General features: G+C 61.7%; 13 protein-coding genes and 1 pseudogene. 12 read left to right on the forward strand and 2 right to left on the reverse strand.

Annotated features, from left to right (window positions below; all coding sequences use genetic code 11):
* Positions 1-47: 47 nt before the first annotated feature.
* The 5 genes from purB to aceA all read left to right on the forward strand — a co-directional run bounded on the left by purB (position 48) and on the right by aceA (position 5,858).
* Positions 48-1,418 (forward strand): adenylosuccinate lyase, encoded by a 1,371-nt coding sequence (gene purB / locus CGA22_RS16075; RefSeq protein WP_041021068.1) that lies wholly within the window; start codon positions 48-50, stop codon positions 1,416-1,418.
* Positions 1,419-1,502: 84 nt separating this feature from the next.
* A complete protein-coding gene (locus tag CGA22_RS16080) occupies positions 1,503-2,669 on the forward strand; it encodes a cupin domain-containing protein (RefSeq protein WP_041021069.1) in 1,167 nt (388 codons plus the stop codon).
* The gene (locus tag CGA22_RS16085; protein WP_041021070.1) at positions 2,662-3,087 is read left to right on the forward strand and encodes a GNAT family N-acetyltransferase; all 426 of its coding nucleotides are present in this window, start codon (positions 2,662-2,664) and stop codon (positions 3,085-3,087) included. Before CGA22_RS16080 ends, CGA22_RS16085 begins: the two co-directional genes overlap by 8 nt.
* A gap of 191 nt (positions 3,088-3,278) precedes the next feature.
* Positions 3,279-4,040, forward strand: a complete 762-nt coding sequence (locus tag CGA22_RS16090; RefSeq protein WP_041021071.1) for a secretin N-terminal domain-containing protein — start codon at positions 3,279-3,281, stop codon at positions 4,038-4,040.
* 492 nt (positions 4,041-4,532) lie between these two features.
* A complete protein-coding gene (aceA, locus tag CGA22_RS16095) occupies positions 4,533-5,858 on the forward strand; it encodes an isocitrate lyase (protein WP_041021072.1) in 1,326 nt (441 codons plus the stop codon).
* A 96-nt stretch (positions 5,859-5,954) separates the two neighbouring features.
* On the opposite strand, the gene CGA22_RS27500 is transcribed toward aceA, so the two are convergent.
* Positions 5,955-6,872: a methyl-accepting chemotaxis protein gene (locus CGA22_RS27500; protein WP_370444485.1), complete on the reverse strand. Its 918-nt coding sequence runs from the start codon at positions 6,870-6,872 to the stop codon at positions 5,955-5,957.
* A pseudogene (locus tag CGA22_RS27505) lies at positions 6,858-7,877 on the reverse strand (methyl-accepting chemotaxis protein); the annotation flags it as partial. The pseudogene CGA22_RS27505 and the gene CGA22_RS27500, both read right to left, overlap by 15 nt.
* A gap of 658 nt (positions 7,878-8,535) precedes the next feature.
* Here CGA22_RS27505 and CGA22_RS16105 point away from each other — a divergent pair.
* From CGA22_RS16105 to nuoH, 7 genes are all read left to right on the forward strand, one after another.
* Positions 8,536-8,949 (forward strand): NADH-quinone oxidoreductase subunit A, encoded by a 414-nt coding sequence (locus CGA22_RS16105; RefSeq protein ID WP_024779313.1) that lies wholly within the window; start codon positions 8,536-8,538, stop codon positions 8,947-8,949.
* A gap of 10 nt (positions 8,950-8,959) precedes the next feature.
* A complete protein-coding gene (locus tag CGA22_RS16110; protein WP_024779314.1) occupies positions 8,960-9,634 on the forward strand; it encodes a NuoB/complex I 20 kDa subunit family protein in 675 nt (224 codons plus the stop codon).
* 73 nt (positions 9,635-9,707) lie between these two features.
* Positions 9,708-11,492 carry an NADH-quinone oxidoreductase subunit C/D gene (gene nuoC / locus CGA22_RS16115; protein WP_041021074.1) on the forward strand — a complete coding sequence of 595 codons (1,785 nt, stop codon included), beginning with the start codon at positions 9,708-9,710 and terminating at the stop codon, positions 11,490-11,492.
* A 2-nt stretch (positions 11,493-11,494) separates the two neighbouring features.
* On the forward strand, positions 11,495-11,992 hold the full coding sequence (gene nuoE / locus CGA22_RS16120) for an NADH-quinone oxidoreductase subunit NuoE (protein WP_024779316.1): 498 nt from the start codon (positions 11,495-11,497) through the stop codon (positions 11,990-11,992).
* Positions 11,989-13,347, forward strand: coding sequence for an NADH-quinone oxidoreductase subunit NuoF (nuoF, locus tag CGA22_RS16125; RefSeq protein WP_041021075.1), 1,359 nt, complete (start codon positions 11,989-11,991; stop codon positions 13,345-13,347). Before nuoE ends, nuoF begins: the two co-directional genes overlap by 4 nt.
* 137 nt (positions 13,348-13,484) lie before the next feature.
* A complete protein-coding gene (gene nuoG, locus CGA22_RS16130) occupies positions 13,485-16,199 on the forward strand; it encodes an NADH-quinone oxidoreductase subunit NuoG (protein WP_188258647.1) in 2,715 nt (904 codons plus the stop codon).
* The gene (gene nuoH / locus CGA22_RS16135; RefSeq protein WP_041024327.1) at positions 16,196-17,203 is read left to right on the forward strand and encodes an NADH-quinone oxidoreductase subunit NuoH; all 1,008 of its coding nucleotides are present in this window, start codon (positions 16,196-16,198) and stop codon (positions 17,201-17,203) included. The genes nuoG and nuoH overlap by 4 nt, the downstream gene beginning before the upstream one ends.
* Positions 17,204-17,211: the final 8 nt, after the last annotated feature.

The raw sequence follows: 17,211 nt of genomic DNA on the forward strand, positions 1-17,211 counted from the left end.
GTATGATACGCGCCCCATTTCGTTGCCCGACTGTCCGAGAACACCCCATGCAGCTCTCTTCGCTCACTGCGGTTTCCCCTGTAGACGGCCGCTACGCCGGCAAAACCCAGGCCCTGCGCCCGATTTTCAGCGAGTACGGCCTGATCCGTGCCCGCGTCCTGGTTGAAGTGCGCTGGCTCCAGCGCCTGGCCGCCCACCCCGCCATCGGCGAAGTCCCGGCGTTTTCCGCCGAAGCCAACGCGGTGCTCAACACCCTGGCGGACAACTTCGCGCTGGAGCACGCCGAGCGCGTCAAAGAGATCGAGCGCACCACCAACCACGACGTCAAGGCGATCGAATACCTGCTCAAGGAGCAGGCGGCCAAGCTGCCGGAACTGGCCAACGTCAGTGAGTTCATCCACTTCGCCTGCACCAGCGAGGACATCAACAACCTGTCTCACGCGCTGATGCTGCGCGAAGGCCGTGATGAGGTGATGCTGCCGCTGATGCGCCAGGTCGCCCAGGCGATCCGCGAGCTGGCAATCCGTTTTGCCGACGTGCCGATGCTGTCCCGTACCCATGGTCAACCGGCGTCGCCGACTACCCTGGGCAAGGAACTGGCCAACGTGGTGTACCGCCTGGAGCGTCAGATCGCTCAAGTCGCCGCCGTGCCGCTGCTGGGCAAGATCAACGGCGCCGTGGGCAACTACAACGCCCACCTGTCGGCCTACCCGCAGATCGACTGGGAAGCCAACGCCCGCGCCTTCATCGAAGACGAACTGGGCCTGAGCTTCAACCCGTACACCACCCAGATCGAGCCGCACGACTACATCGCCGAGCTGTTCGATGCGATCGCACGCTTCAACACCATCCTGATCGACTTCGACCGCGACATCTGGGGCTACATCTCCCTGGGTTACTTCAAGCAGCGCACCATTGCCGGCGAAATCGGTTCCTCGACCATGCCGCACAAGGTCAACCCGATCGACTTCGAAAACTCCGAAGGCAACCTGGGCATCGCCAACGCACTGTTCCAGCACCTGGCGAGCAAACTGCCGATCTCCCGCTGGCAGCGCGACCTGACCGACTCCACCGTGCTGCGCAACCTGGGCGTGGGCTTTGCCCACAGCGTCATCGCCTACGAAGCCAGCCTCAAGGGCATCGGCAAGCTGGAACTGAACGAGCAGAAGATCGCCGCCGACCTGGACGCCTGCTGGGAAGTCCTGGCCGAACCGATCCAGACCGTGATGCGTCGCTACAACATCGAAAACCCGTACGAAAAGCTGAAAGAACTGACCCGTGGCAAGGGCATCAGCCCTGAAGCGCTGCAGACTTTCATCGACGGCCTGGACATGCCTGCCGATGCCAAGTCGGAGCTGAAGAAGCTGACCCCGGCCAGCTACATCGGCAACGCGGCGGCACAAGCCAAGCGCATCTGACACATCGCTGCACCCTTGAGACGCCCGGCCGCGCCGGGCGTTTTTATTCGCGTCTGAAAAGTATATTTTTTCAATAGGTTACACATGAATCCTGACATTCCTCTGCAACTCCTGAGCGGCATCACGGCACGGGAGTTCCTGCGCGACTACTGGCAGAAAAAACCGCTGTTGATCCGCCAGGCGATTCCCGACTTCGAAAGCCCGATCGATGCCGACGAACTGGCCGGCCTGGCCCTGGAAGAAGAAGTCGAATCGCGCCTGGTGCTCGAGCACGGCGAGCGCCCTTGGGAACTGCGTCGTGGCCCGTTCGCCGAAGACGAATTCAGCAAACTGCCGGAGCGTGACTGGACCCTGCTGGTGCAGGCGGTCGACCAGTTCGTCCCGGAAGTCAGCGAACTGCTGGAGCACTTCCGCTTCCTGCCGAGCTGGCGTATCGACGACGTGATGATCAGCTTCGCCGCCCCGGGTGGCAGCGTAGGTCCGCACTTCGACAACTACGACGTGTTCCTGCTGCAAGGCCATGGCAAGCGCAACTGGAAAATCGGCCAGATGTGCGACTCCGACAGCCCCCTGTTGCCCCACGCCGACCTGCGCATCCTCGCCGACTTCGCGGCCACCGACGAGTGGGTCCTGGAGCCGGGCGACATGCTCTACCTGCCGCCACGCCTGGCCCACTGCGGCGTGGCCGTGGATGACTGCATGACCTACTCCGTGGGTTTCCGCGCACCGAGCGCCGCCGAAGTGCTGACCCACTTCACCGATTTCCTTAGCCAGTTCCTGCCGGACGAGGAACGCTACACCGACGCCGACGCGCGCCCGGTGAGCGATCCGCACCAGATCCAACACGACGCCCTCGACCGCCTCAAGGGTTTGCTGGCCGAGCACATGAGCGACGAGCGCCTGTTGCTGACCTGGTTCGGCCAGTTCATGACCGAGCCGCGCTACCCGGAACTGGTGGTAGGCCCCGAGCTGGAAGAAGACGACCTGCTGGCCGGCCTTGAACAGGGCGCCGTGATCATCCGTAACCCGAGCGCGCGCCTGGCCTGGTCGGAAGTCGATGACGACCTGCTGCTGTTCGCCAGCGGCCAGAGCCGCTACTTGCCGGGCAAGCTGCGCGAGCTGTTGAAAATGATCTGCGCGGCCGATGCCCTGCACATTGAAAACCTCGGCCCATGGCTGGCCGACGAAGACGGTCGCGGCCTGATCTGCGAGTTGGTCAAGCAAGGCAGCCTGGGGTTCGCCGATGAATAAAATCCACGTTCGTGTCGCAGACTGGCAAAAGGATAACGCCGAGATCCGGCGCATTCGTGAGAGCGTGTTCATTGTCGAGCAATGCGTCCCGCCCGAGCTGGAATGGGATGCCGACGATCAGGGCGCGGTGCACTTCCTCGCCTTCGAAGGCGACTTCCCCATCGGCACCGCACGCCTGCTGACCGACGGTCATATTGGCCGTGTTTCGGTGCTCAAGGACTGGCGCGGCCTGAAAGTGGGCGATGCGCTGATGCACGCGCTGATCGCCGAAGCCGAGAAGCGCGGGCTCCAGCAACAGAAGCTCAGCGCCCAGGTGCATGCCACGCCGTTCTATGAGCGGCTGGGTTTTGCGGTGGTCAGCGAGGAATTCCTGGAAGCCGGGATTCCCCATGTGGATATGGTGCGGCATTCGGCTTGATGCGATCCTCTGTGAGTAGGGGATTTATCTGTGGCGAGGGGATTTATCCCCTCGCCACAAGACCACCTTGCAACACCTGGAACGCCCCGCCACCCACCGATGCCGGGGCGTTTTGCCGTCTATCATTCAACTTGCCCCACCCTGGGCCGACAAACTGGCAATATCAAGCCTTTGTCCCGCGGAGAAATGGAATGTCGCTACGCACCCTCCTGGCCACCCTGCTGCTCGGCTGCAGCCTGTCGGTCATGGCCGACACGCAAATCGTGCCGTTGAACTACCGCACCAGCGCCGACCTGCTTCCGGTGGCGCAGAACTTCATCGGCAAGGATGGCCAGGTCAGCGCCTATGGCAATCAACTGATCGTCAATGCCGAGCCCGGCAAGATCGAGGAACTCCGGCAATTCCTCGCGCAACTGGACACCGCCCCCAAGCGTCTGCTGATCACGGTCGACACCAACGAAAACAACTTACAAGGCGACCAGGGGTATTCCATCAACGGTGCCGCCCCCAGCCAGACCCGCATCATCAACCGCAGCACGGCCAGCCGTGACGGTGGCGTGCAACAGGTACAAGCCAGCGAAGGCCAACCGGCGCTGATCCAGGTCGGCCAGAGCGTACCGTTCACCAGCAACCAGACCGACAGCTACGGTCGCATGCAAAGCCAGACCGAATACCGCAACGTCACCCAGGGTTTTTATGTCACGGCGAGCGTCACCGGCGAGACCGTTCATCTGAGCATCAGTACCAACCGTGACCGCATGAGCCAGGAACGTCCCGATGTAGTGAACGTTCAGAGTACCGACACAACTGTCAGCGGACGGCTGGGTGAATGGATCACCCTGGCGGGCGTGAATCGCCAGACTCAGGCCGATAAACAGGGCCTGACCCGCAGCTACTCGACACAAGGCCGCGACGACATGATTCTGCGGGTCAAAGTCGATACCCTGAACTGAAGCACCAAAAACTGACTGATGAGTCGTATTAGACCAAAGATGTAGTGCTTGAAAAAAAGCACTACAAAACGTTTGACGAGCCAAAAAACCGAAGGCATGATGGCCTCGCTCCCGCTAATCAGGGGCCCTGGCAAGGGCCTTCGGGTCGCCGCTTGCACCTACCCCGCAAGCCGATTCGTGTCTGTACTGCCCACAAGGTGTGTTTGACGAGGTTGCGACTGGAACGAAGTTGTCCCGAGGGACGGAAGCGTAACTAGGTAACCCGGCATCACTCTGAGTTCGTACAAGGGCCCACGACGCCCGAATGCGCCCGCAGTTCGCCTCTACCTGCTCACTTTCCCCTCGAGCCCATCGTTCATCCCGTCGCCTCCCCGCCTGAACCGACTTGTATGCCCGGCCCCCTGGCCAGCGAGCAGCCTTCTTCGCCAATGACTGGCGGATCGGCAGGAGCAGGAATCTTCCACACCCGACGATGCGACGAGGTTTATTTCCATGGCACTGACACGCGAACAGCAAATTGCAGCCCTTGAAAAAGACTGGGCTGAGAACCCACGCTGGAAAGGCGTGAAGCGCAATTATTCCGCTGCTGACGTCGTCCGCCTGCGTGGCTCGGTTCAACCTGAGCACACCTTTGCGAAAATGGGCGCCGAAAAGCTGTGGAACCTGGTGACCCAGGGCGCCAAGCCATCCTTCCGTCCCGAGAAAGATTTCGTCAACTGCATGGGCGCCCTGACCGGCGGCCAGGCCGTACAGCAAGTCAAGGCCGGCATCCAGGCGATCTACCTGTCGGGCTGGCAAGTGGCCGCGGACAACAACTCCGCCGAATCGATGTACCCCGACCAGTCGCTGTACCCGGTGGATTCGGTTCCGACCGTGGTCAAGCGCATCAACAACTCGTTCCGTCGCGCCGACCAGATCCAGTGGAAAGCCGGCAAGAACCCGGGCGATGAAGGCTACATCGACTACTTCGCGCCAATCGTGGCTGACGCCGAGGCCGGTTTCGGCGGCGTCCTGAACGCCTACGAACTGATGAAGAGCATGATCGAGGCAGGCGCCGCCGGCGTTCACTTCGAAGACCAGCTGGCGTCGGTGAAGAAATGCGGCCACATGGGCGGCAAGGTACTGGTACCGACCCAGGAAGCCGTGCAGAAACTGACAGCTGCCCGTCTGGCCGCCGACGTTGCCGGTGTACCGACCATCATCCTGGCCCGTACCGACGCCAACGCCGCTGACCTGTTGACCTCCGACTGCGACCCGTACGACCAGCCGTTCGTGACCGGCACCCGCACCCAGGAAGGCTTCTACAAGGTCCGCGCCGGCCTCGACCAGGCCATCGCCCGTGGCCTGGCCTACGCGCCATACGCCGACCTGATCTGGTGCGAAACCGCCAAGCCGGACCTGGACGAGGCTCGCCGTTTCGCCGAAGCCATCAAGAAGGAATACCCGGACCAGATCCTGTCGTACAACTGCTCGCCTTCCTTCAACTGGAAGAAAAACCTGGACGACGCGACCATCGCCAAGTTCCAGCGCGAACTGTCCGCCATGGGCTACAAGCACCAGTTCATCACCCTGGCCGGCATTCACAACATGTGGCACAGCATGTTCAACCTGGCGCACGACTACGCCCGCAACGACATGACCGCCTACGTGAAGCTGCAGGAGCAGGAATTCGCCGACGCCGCCAAGGGCTACACCTTCGTGGCTCACCAACAGGAAGTGGGCACCGGCTACTTCGACGACATGACCACCGTGATCCAGGGCGGCACTTCGTCGGTGACCGCTCTGACCGGTTCGACCGAAGAAGAACAGTTCCACTGATCGATGAGTAACGGCCCTTGCGGACCGAATAAAAACTAAACGCAAAGCCGACGATCTGAAGCCCCGACTGGTTCGGGGCTTTTTTTTCGCCGTTTTTTACACTTTGAAGTGACTGACCAGTTGCTGCAACTGGTTACCCAGGCGCGCCAGCTCGACGCTGGAAGCGGCGGTTTCTTCGCTGGCCGAGGCGGTCTGCTCGGATACATCGCGCACGCTCAGGATACTGCGACTGATGTCCTCGGCCACCGAGCTTTGTTGCACCGCAGCAGCGGCAATCTGCTGGTTCATGGCCTGGATGCCAGAAACCGCCTGGGTGATGTTGCCCAGGGAGATGCCAGCCTTGCCAGCCAATTCCACGCTGCTGTCGGTCAGTTCGCGGCTATTTCGCATGATGCTCGACACCTGGCGCGTGCCGTTCTGCAAGCCCGCCACCAGGCTTTCAATCTCTTCGGTGGAATGCTGGGTACGCTGGGCCAGCCCACGCACTTCATCGGCGACCACGGCAAAACCGCGCCCGGCGTCACCCGCGCGGGCAGCTTCGATAGCGGCGTTAAGGGCCAGCAAGTTGGTCTGCTCGGCCACCGCCTTGATCACGTCCATGATCTTGCCGATGCGCGCGCTTTCCTGTTCCAACTCATCCATGGCGTCGACGGAGCGCCCGACTTCGCTGGCCAAACGCTCGATCTGAACGATGGCCTGCGCGACGACCTGGTCGCCAATACGGGCCTGTGCATCGGCCTCCGAGGCGACCGTGCAAGCCTGTTCGGCATTACGCGCGACTTCATGCACGGTGGCCGACATTTCGTGCATGGCGGTAGCCACCTGGTCGGTCTCGGTCTTCTGACTATTGACCCCGGCACTGGTCTGCTCGGTGACGGCCGATAACTCTTCGGCGGCGCTGGCGATCTGGGTGACACCATCGCGGATGCCACCGATCAGGTCGCGCAACGTGGTGCCCATGCGCTGGATACCTTGCTGCAAGACACCCAGTTCATCACTGCGGGTCACGACCATGTCTTGCGTGAGGTCGCCTGCTGCAATGCGCTCGACCACCGCCAATGTGTCCTGCAACGGCCGCGTAATCTGGCGAGTGATGATCATGGCCGCAAGAATCCCCAACAGCATTGCCAAGGCCGTACAGCTCAGTTGCAGAATGCGGGCCTGGGCGCTGTCTTCGTCACGGGAGACCAGTTGGCTGGCATACATTTCTTCAGAGAGACGGGTAATGGTGTCACCCAAATCGATGGTGTCCTGCACAGCCTTGCCAATGGCCTGGTTGCTGGCGGTGAAGTTCTGCACGGAACGGCGGTAAGCAATCAGTGCGGTTTCCAGCTGCTTGATGGTGTCGGCATAGGCCGGGCCGAAAGCGCCGTTGAGGGTTTCAATGCCCTTGAGCGTATTTTCGATCTGGCGGCTGGCGGCCTGTTCGGTGGTGCTGTTGGGATTGCCGGTGTAGCCACGCACTTCATAACGGACCAACGCCACGTCCTCCTTGGCCTTGAGGATGATCCTGTACAACTCGAAACGTCGCTCATCCGAAGCAGGCATTGCTTCTACGTCATTGATGACCTTGGCAATCAGCGCGGCCCCCTTGACCGCATTGACACCCATCTCCTTGCGCATGGCTGCGTCATTGCGATAGGCCTCGCGCATCGCATTCAGTGCCACTTGATACTGCGTGCTGGCCTGCTCGATCAGCGCAAGTTTTTTCAGGTTTTCAGGCTTCTTCAACTCGCTTGCAAGGCTTTTCTGCTTGGCGACAAACTGCTCCAGCGCCGCCTGGATCAATGCCCCCTTTTGTTCATCGCCCTTGTCCAGCTGGTATTGCAAGCGAGCCCTGCGCAAGAGATCAAGACGGTTGCCGAGTTCGGTAATGCTGGTCATTCGATCAGTGCGCTCGATCATTTTCCCCAGACTGAACCAGCCGGTCGCGGCAAGGACAGCGGTCAGAAGCAGCACAACGGCAAAGCCCAAAGCCAGCTTGAGCATAACGCTGATATTCGCGATCCAAGAGTTCATGACATTCCTTTGGTAATCAGCCGCGAACGGTGAACACTGACGCAGCTATGAAGGGAGCGATTGTCTAACCAAACATTGATATAGATGATTAGATGAGTGAATAGCAAAGATAGCTATTTGCCATCAATCCTTCAAGGCTCTAGGCCGGGCCTCGTGCCGATTTTTTCTGAAAAGAGGTTTAGCTTGACGCTCCAATGCCCCGGGACCGCGTTGCTGACAGCGCGAACAAGCCTGGCTTCCAGGGGAGCGGCCCCGACAGAAAAATTGATCGAACGCAGTAACGGGCAGTCTGAAAAAGAGTAAAACGGCCGGCGCTGACAATTGCAGTAGCGCCCCTGTAAGAAAAGTTCTCAGCTACTGCATAGGTAATTCATGAAAAGCCTCGACAAACAATAATAATTATCATTTGGAAGGCATTATCATTATTACAGCGCGCACGGAATAAATGGATCGAATTAACGGCCAATGCCCGTTGGGCCTGGGCTGCGCAGCCTTGGAGGTGCGCTATGTCCTTATTCCAATAAATAATTTCGCTATAGGAATTTTACTTGCCCGGTGTTTAGCCATAAAATCACCGCGATTGATTGCTGCGACATATCGTCACTGCGTTATTTCTTTCAAGCTCAGAGGCCATTGCCCTCTGTTAAGGATTTCCAGCATGCCCGAAGCGACAGGACTCATGGCCCACAACTGGGGCTTTGCCATTTTCCTTCTGGGTGTCGTCGGCCTGTGTGCCTTCATGCTCGGGCTGTCGAGCCTGCTCGGGTCAAAAGCCTGGGGCCGCAGCAAAAATGAACCGTTCGAGTCCGGCATGCTGCCTACCGGTGGCGCCCGCTTGCGGCTCTCAGCCAAATTCTATCTGGTCGCGATGCTCTTCGTGATCTTCGATATCGAAGCCCTCTTTCTCTTTGCCTGGTCTGTGTCCGTCCGCGAAAGCGGCTGGACCGGATTTGTCGAAGCTCTCGTTTTCATAGCAATTCTGTTGGCAGGTCTTGTCTACCTATTCCGGGTGGGGGCACTTGATTGGGCTCCGGAAGCTCGGCGCAAGCGGCAAGCGAAGCTGAAACAATGAGGCTTTGGCAATGCAATACAATCTCACCAGGATCGACCCCGATGCTCCTAACGAGCAGTATCCGATTGGCGAACGGGAAACCGTCTCCGATCCGTTAGAAGATCAAGTCCACAAAAACATCTTCATGGGCAAGCTCGAAGACGTGCTGAACAGCACGGTCAACTGGGGTCGCAAGAACTCCCTGTGGCCGTACAACTTCGGCCTTTCGTGCTGCTACGTGGAAATGACCACCGCCTTCACGGCGCCCCATGACATCGCGCGCTTTGGCGCCGAGGTGATCCGGGCATCGCCGCGTCAGGCGGATTTCATGGTTATCGCCGGTACCTGCTTCATCAAGATGGCGCCGATCATCCAGCGTCTCTATGAGCAAATGCTCGAACCGAAGTGGGTCATCTCCATGGGTTCGTGCGCCAACTCCGGTGGCATGTACGACATCTATTCCGTCGTTCAAGGGGTGGACAAGTTCCTGCCCGTGGACGTCTACGTGCCTGGCTGCCCGCCCCGCCCCGAAGCTTTCCTGCAAGGCCTGATGCTGTTGCAGGAATCGATTGGCCAGGAGCGTCGCCCACTGTCCTGGGTCGTTGGCGATCAAGGCGTGTATCGCGCCGAGATGCCGTCGCAAAAGGAACAGCGCCGCGAACAGCGTATCGCAGTCACCAACCTGCGCAGCCCCGACGAAGTCTGATCCAGCTCTGTTCCTGAACAAGAAACACGAACCTGGCTTCATTCTTTACGTTGACCGAAAGCGATAAATAACCATGACTACAGGCAGTGCTCTGTACATCCCGCCCTACAAGGCAGACGACCAGGATGTGGTCGTCGAACTGAACAACCGTTTTGGCCCCGAGGCGTTCACCGCCCAGCCGACCCGCACCGGCATGCCGGTGCTTTGGGTTGCCCGCGCCAGACTCGTCGAGGTCCTGACCTTCCTGCGCAACCTGCCCAAGCCGTACGTCATGCTCTATGACCTGCACGGCGTGGACGAGCGCCTGCGCACCAAGCGCCAGGGCCTGCCCGACGGCGTCGACTTCACCGTGTTCTATCACCTGATGTCGATCGAGCGTAATAGTGACGTAATGATCAAGGTCGCCTTGTCCGAGAGCGACCTCAGCGTGCCGACCGTGACCGGCATCTGGCCGAACGCCAACTGGTACGAACGTGAAGTGTGGGACATGTACGGGATCGATTTCCCCGGCCATCCGCACCTGACGCGCATCATGATGCCGCCGACCTGGGAAGGTCACCCGCTGCGCAAGGACTTCCCGGCCCGTGCCACCGAGTTCGACCCGTTCAGCCTGTCCCTGGCCAAGCAACAGCTCGAGGAAGAGGCCGCACGCTTCAAGCCTGAAGACTGGGGCATGAAGCGTTCGGGCGCCAACGAGGACTACATGTTCCTCAACCTGGGCCCGAACCACCCTTCGGCCCACGGTGCGTTCCGCATCATCCTGCAACTGGACGGCGAAGAGATCGTCGACTGTGTCCCGGACATCGGCTACCACCACCGTGGTGCCGAGAAAATGGCCGAGCGCCAGTCCTGGCACAGCTACATTCCGTACACCGACCGCATCGACTACCTCGGCGGGGTGATGAACAACCTGCCGTACGTGCTTTCGGTCGAGAAGCTGGCCGGGATCAAGGTGCCGGACCGGGTCGACGTCATCCGCATCATGATGGCCGAGTTCTTCCGTATCACCAGCCACCTGCTGTTCCTGGGCACCTACATCCAGGACGTGGGCGCCATGACGCCGGTGTTCTTCACCTTCACCGACCGCCAGAAGGCGTACACGGTGATCGAAGCCATTACCGGTTTCCGCCTGCACCCGGCCTGGTACCGCATCGGTGGCGTTGCCCACGATCTGCCACGTGGTTGGGAAAAGCTGGTCAAGGACTTCGTCGAGTGGATGCCCAAGCGCCTGGACGAATACACCAAGGCCGCCTTGCAGAACAGCATCCTCAAGGGTCGCACCATCGGCGTCGCCGCCTACAACACCAAGGAAGCCCTGGAATGGGGCGTCACCGGTGCCGGCCTGCGTTCCACCGGTTGCGACTTCGACCTGCGCAAGGCACGCCCCTACTCCGGCTACGAGAACTTCGAATTCGAAGTACCGCTGGCGGTCAACGGCGATGCCTATGACCGCTGCATGGTTCGCGTCGAGGAGATGCGCCAGAGCGTCAAGATCATCGAGCAATGCATGCGCAACATGCCGGAAGGCCCGTACAAGGCGGATCACCCGCTGACCACGCCGCCGCCCAAGGAACGCACGCTGCAGCACATCGAGACCCTGATCACGCACTTCCTGCAGGTTTCGTGGGGCCCGGTCATGCCGGCCAACGAGTCCTTCCAGATGATCGAAGCGACCAAGGGCATCAACAGTTACTACCTGACGAGCGACGGCGGCACCATGAGCTACCGCACCCGGATCCGCACCCCAAGCTACCCGCACCTGCAGCAGATCCCTTCGGTGATCAAAGGCAGCATGGTCGCGGACTTGATCGCGTACCTGGGTAGTATCGATTTCGTTATGGCCGACGTGGACCGCTAAGCATGAACAGCACGCTTATCCAGACAGACCGTTTCGCCCTGAGCGAAACCGAGCGCTCGGCCATCGAGCACGAGCTGCATCACTACGAAGACCCGCGCGCGGCGTCGATCGAAGCCCTGAAGATCGTCCAGAAGGAACGTGGCTGGGTGCCTGACGGCGCGCTCTACGCCATCGGCGAGATCCTCGGCATCCCGGCGAGCGACGTCGAAGGCGTCGCCACCTTCTACAGCCAGATCTTCCGCCAGCCCGTAGGCCGCCACATCATTCGCGTCTGCGACAGCATGGTCTGCTACATCGGTGGCCACGAATCCGTGGTCAGCGAAATCCAGAGCAAGCTGGGCATCGGCCTCGGCCAGACCACCGCCGACGGCCGCTTCACGCTGCTGCCGGTGTGCTGCCTGGGCAACTGCGACAAGGCCCCGGCGCTGATGATCGACGACGACACCTTCGGTGACGTTGCACCCGCTGGCGTCGCCAAATTGCTGGAGGGCTACGTATGACCCTGACTTCCTTCGGGCCCGCCAACCGCATCAAGCGCTCGGCCGAAACCCATCCCCTGACCTGGCGCCTGCGTGACGACGGCGAAGCCGTGTGGCTGGACGAGTACCAGGCCAAGAACGGCTATGCCGCCGCGCGCAAGGCGTTCGCCGACATGGCCCAGGACGACATCGTCCAGACCGTGAAGGACTCCGGCCTCAAGGGTCGCGGCGGTGCGGGCTTCCCCACCGGCGTGAAGTGGGGCCTGATGCCCAAGGACGAATCCATCGACATCCGCTACCTGCTCTGCAACGCGGACGAAATGGAACCCAACACCTGGAAGGACCGCATGCTGATGGAGCAACTGCCCCATCTGCTGATCGAAGGCATGCTGATCAGCGCCCGTGCGCTGAAAACCTACCGTGGCTACATCTTCCTGCGCGGCGAATACACCACCGCCGCCAGGCACCTGAACCGTGCCGTGGAAGAAGCCAAGGCCGCAGGCCTGCTGGGCAAGAACATCCTGGGCAGCGGCTTCGATTTCGAGCTGTTCGTCCACACCGGCGCCGGGCGCTACATCTGCGGTGAAGAAACCGCACTGATCAACTCCCTGGAAGGCCGCCGCGCCAACCCGCGCTCCAAGCCGCCCTTCCCGGCCGCCGTGGGCGTGTGGGGCAAGCCGACCTGCGTGAACAACGTCGAGACCCTGTGCAACGTGCCGGCGATCATCGCCGACGGCGTGGAATGGTACAAATCCCTGGCCCGCGACGGCAGCGAAGACATGGGCACCAAGCTCATGGGTTTCTCCGGCAAGGTCAAGAACCCCGGCCTGTGGGAACTGCCTTTCGGCGTCACCGGCCGCGAGCTGTTCGAGGACTACGCCGGCGGCATGCGCGACGGCTACAAGCTCAAGTGCTGGCAGCCCGGCGGTGCCGGTACCGGTTTCCTGTTGCCGGAGCACCTGGACGCACAGATGTATGCCGGCGGCATCGCCAAGGTGGGCACCCGGATGGGTACCGGCCTGGCCATGGCGGTGGACGACAGCGTCAACATGGTTTCGCTGCTGCGCAACATGGAGCAGTTTTTCTCCCGTGAGTCCTGCGGCTTCTGCACCCCTTGCCGCGATGGCCTGCCCTGGAGCGTCAAGCTGCTGATGGCCATCGAGAACGGCGAAGGCCAGCCCGGCGACATCGAGACCCTGCTGGGTCTGGTGGGTTTCCTCGGCCCAGGCAAGACCTTCTGTGCTCACGCACCGGGTGCCGTGGAGCCGTTGGGCAGCGCGATCAAATACTTCCGCTCTGAATTCGAGGCCGGCATCGCGCCTACCCGCGCAGGCGATCTCAATCAGGTGGTCACGCCGACCATGGTCGGCGCGTAACACGCTTAAGAAGGCGAAGGGTCCGTGCCCTTCGCCTTTCGTCCGATGACGCCTTTGCAGGCTGTTTGGATTCGGACGAACGACAAGATTCCATTAGCCACGCCCGCTGACACCGGGCCAACGAAGAACTTTGAACCATGGCCACTATCCACGTAGACGGCAAAGCGCTCGAAGTCGACGGGGCAGACAACCTGTTACAGGCATGTCTGTCGCTAGGCCTCGACATCCCTTATTTCTGCTGGCATCCCGCGCTTGGTAGCGTCGGGGCCTGTCGGCAGTGTGCGGTCAAGCAGTACACCGACGAGAACGACACCCGCGGCCGGATCGTCATGTCCTGCATGACCCCGGCCACCGACAACACCTGGATCTCCATCGACGATGAAGAATCCAAGGCGTTCCGCGCCAGTGTCGTCGAATGGCTGATGACCAACCACCCGCACGACTGCCCGGTCTGCGAGGAAGGCGGTCACTGCCACCTGCAAGACATGACCGTGATGACCGGCCACAACGAGCGCCGTTATCGCTTCAAGAAACGCACCCACCAGAACCAGCAACTGGGCCCGTTCATCTCCCACGAGATGAACCGCTGCATCGCCTGCTACCGCTGCGTGCGCTACTACAAGGACTACGCCGGCGGCACCGACCTGGGCGTGTTCGGTGCCCACGACAACGTGTACTTCGGTCGCGTTGAAGACGGCACCCTGGAAAGCGAATTCTCCGGCAACCTCACCGAGGTCTGCCCGACCGGTGTGTTCACCGACAAGACCCACTCCGAGCGCTACAACCGCAAGTGGGACATGCAGTTCTCGCCAAGCATCTGCCACGGCTGCTCCAGCGGTTGCAACATCAGCCCGGGCGAGCGCTACGGCGAACTGCGTCGCATCGAGAACCGCTACAACGGTTCGGTGAACCAGTATTTCCTGTGCGACCGTGGCCGCTTCGGCTACGGCTACGTCAACCGCACGGACCGTCCACGCCAGCCGTTGCTGGCCGACGGTACCAAGCTGAGCCTGGACGCAGCCCTGGACAAGGCCGCCGAACTGCTGCGCGGCCGCAACATCGTCGGCATCGGTTCGCCACGGGCCAGCCTGGAAAGCAACTACGCACTGCGCGAACTGGTCGGTGCCGAGCACTTCTACAGCGGTATCGAAGCCGGTGAGCTGGAGCGCATCCGCCTGGTGCTGCAAGTGCTCAAGGACAGCCCGCTGCCCGTGCCGACGATGCGTGACATCGAAGACCACGACGCCGTGTTCGTCCTCGGCGAAGACCTCACCCAGACCGCCGCCCGCATGGCCCTGGCCCTGCGCCAGTCGGTCAAGGGCAAGGCCGAAGACATGGCCGACGCCATGCGCGTCCAGCCGTGGCTCGACGCTGCCGTGAAGAACATCGGCCAGCATGAGCTGAACCCGCTATTCATCGCCAGTCTGGCTGAAACCAAGCTCGACGACGTCGCCGAGGAATGCGTTCACGCCGCGCCTGACGACCTGGCGCGCATCGGCTTTGCCGTGGCTCACGCCCTGGACGCCAGCGCCCCGGCCGTCGAAGGCCTGGACAGCGAAGCGACCGCCCTGGTCCAGCGCATCGCCGACGCCCTGCTGGCGGCCAAGCGGCCGCTGGTGATCGCCGGTACGTCCCTGGGCTCCAAGGCCCTGATCGAGGCCGCCGCCAACATCGCCAAGGCCCTGAAGCTGCGCGAGAAGAACGGTTCCATCAGCCTGGTCGTGCCGGAAGCCAACAGCCTCGGCCTCGCCATGCTCGGTGGCGAATCGGTGGATGCCGCCCTGCAAAAGGTCATCGACGGCAGCGCCGACGCCATCGTGGTGCTGGAAAACGACCTGTACACCCGCACCGACAAAGCCCGTGTGGACGCCGCCCTGAACGCTGCGAAAGTGCTGATCGTCGCCGACCACCAGAAGACCGCCACCACCGACCGCGCCCACCTGGTGCTGCCGGCGGCGAGCTTCGCCGAAGGCGACGGTACGCTGGTCAGCCAGGAAGGCCGCGCCCAGCGCTTCTTCCAGGTCTTCGACCCGCAATACCTGGACGCCAGCATCCTGGTCCACGAAGGCTGGCGCTGGCTGCACGCCCTGCGCGCCACCCTGCTGAACCAGCCGATCGACTGGACGCAACTCGACCACGTCACCGCTGCCTGTGCCTCCAGCACCGCGCAACTGGCCCGCATCGTCGACGCCGCGCCGTCCGCCTCGTTCCGCATCAAGGGTCTGAAACTGGCCCGTGAACCGCTGCGTTACTCCGGCCGCACGGCCATGCGCGCGAACATCAACGTTCACGAACCACGCACCCCGCAGGACACGGACACCGCGTTCGCCTTCTCCATGGAAGGTTACTCGGGCTCCGCCGAACCGCGCTCGCAAGTGCCGTTCGCCTGGTCGCCGGGCTGGAACTCGCCGCAGGCCTGGAACAAGTTCCAGGACGAAGTCGGTGGTCACCTGCGTGCCGGTGACCCGGGCACCCGCCTGATCGAAAGCCAGGGCGATGGCCTGAGCTGGTTCGCCAGCGTACCGCGCGCCTTCAACCCGGCACCGGGCACCTGGCAGGTCGTGCCGTTCCATCACCTGTTCGGCAGCGAAGAGAACTCTTCCAAGGCCGCGCCGGTGCAGGAACGCATTCCGGCCGCCTACGTGGCGCTGGCCAAGTCCGAAGCCGACCGCCTGGGGGTCAACGACGGCGCCCTGCTGAGCCTGAACGTGGCCGGCCAGACCCTGCGTCTGCCGCTGCGCATCAATGAAGAACTGGGCGCCGGCCTGGTGGCCCTGCCGGCCGGCCTGGCGGGAATCCCACCGGCGGTGTTCGGTAAAACCGTCGACGGTCTGCAGGAGGCAGCGCAATGAGCTGGTTCACCCCTGATGTGATCGCTGTGATCCTGACGGTCCTCAAGGCCATCGTGATCCTGCTGGCCGTGGTGGTCACAGGCGCATTGCTGAGCTTTGTCGAGCGTCGTCTGCTGGGCTGGTGGCAGGACCGCTACGGTCCGAACCGCGTCGGCCCGTTCGGCATGTTCCAGATCGCCGCCGACATGATCAAGATGTTCTTCAAGGAAGACTGGACGCCACCCTTTGTCGACAAGGTGATTTTCACCCTGGCGCCGGTGGTGGCCATGAGCGCCTTGCTGATTGCCTTCGCGATCATCCCGATCACCCCGACCTGGGGCGTCGCGGACCTGAACATCGGCCTGCTGTTCTTCTTCGCCATGGCCGGCCTGTCGGTTTACGCGGTGCTGTTCGCCGGCTGGTCGAGCAACAACAAGTACGCCCTGCTGGGTAGCTTGCGGGCATCGGCCCAGACCGTGTCCTACGAAGTGTTCATGGGCCTGGCGCTGATGGGCGTGGTGGTCCAGGTCGGCTCGTTCAACATGCGCGACATCGTCGAGTACCAGGCCCAGAACCTGTGGTTCATCATTCCGCAGTTCTTCGGCTTCTGTACCTTCTTCATCGCTGGCGTGGCCGTGACTCACCGTCACCCGTTCGACCAGCCGGAAGCGGAGCAGGAACTGGCCGACGGTTACCACATCGAATACGCCGGCATGAAATGGGGCATGTTCTTCGTGGGCGAGTACATCGGTATCGTCCTGATCTCGGCATTGCTGGTGACGCTGTTCTTCGGCGGCTGGCACGGTCCGTTCGACATCCTGCCGCAACTGTCCTTCGTGTGGTTCGCCCTGAAGACCGCGTTCTTCATCATGCTGTTCGTCCTGCTGCGCGCCGCTATCCCGCGCCCGCGCTACGACCAGGTGATGGACTTCAGCTGGAAATTCTGCCTGCCACTGACCCTGATCAATTTGCTGGTGACCGCTGCGATCGTGTTGTTGAACACGCCTGCGGCCGCGGTTCAGTGAGGATTTGA

Source organism: Pseudomonas sp. PSB18, from assembly GCF_014596565.1.
In the GTDB taxonomy this organism is placed as follows: Bacteria; Pseudomonadota; Gammaproteobacteria; order Pseudomonadales; family Pseudomonadaceae; genus Aquipseudomonas.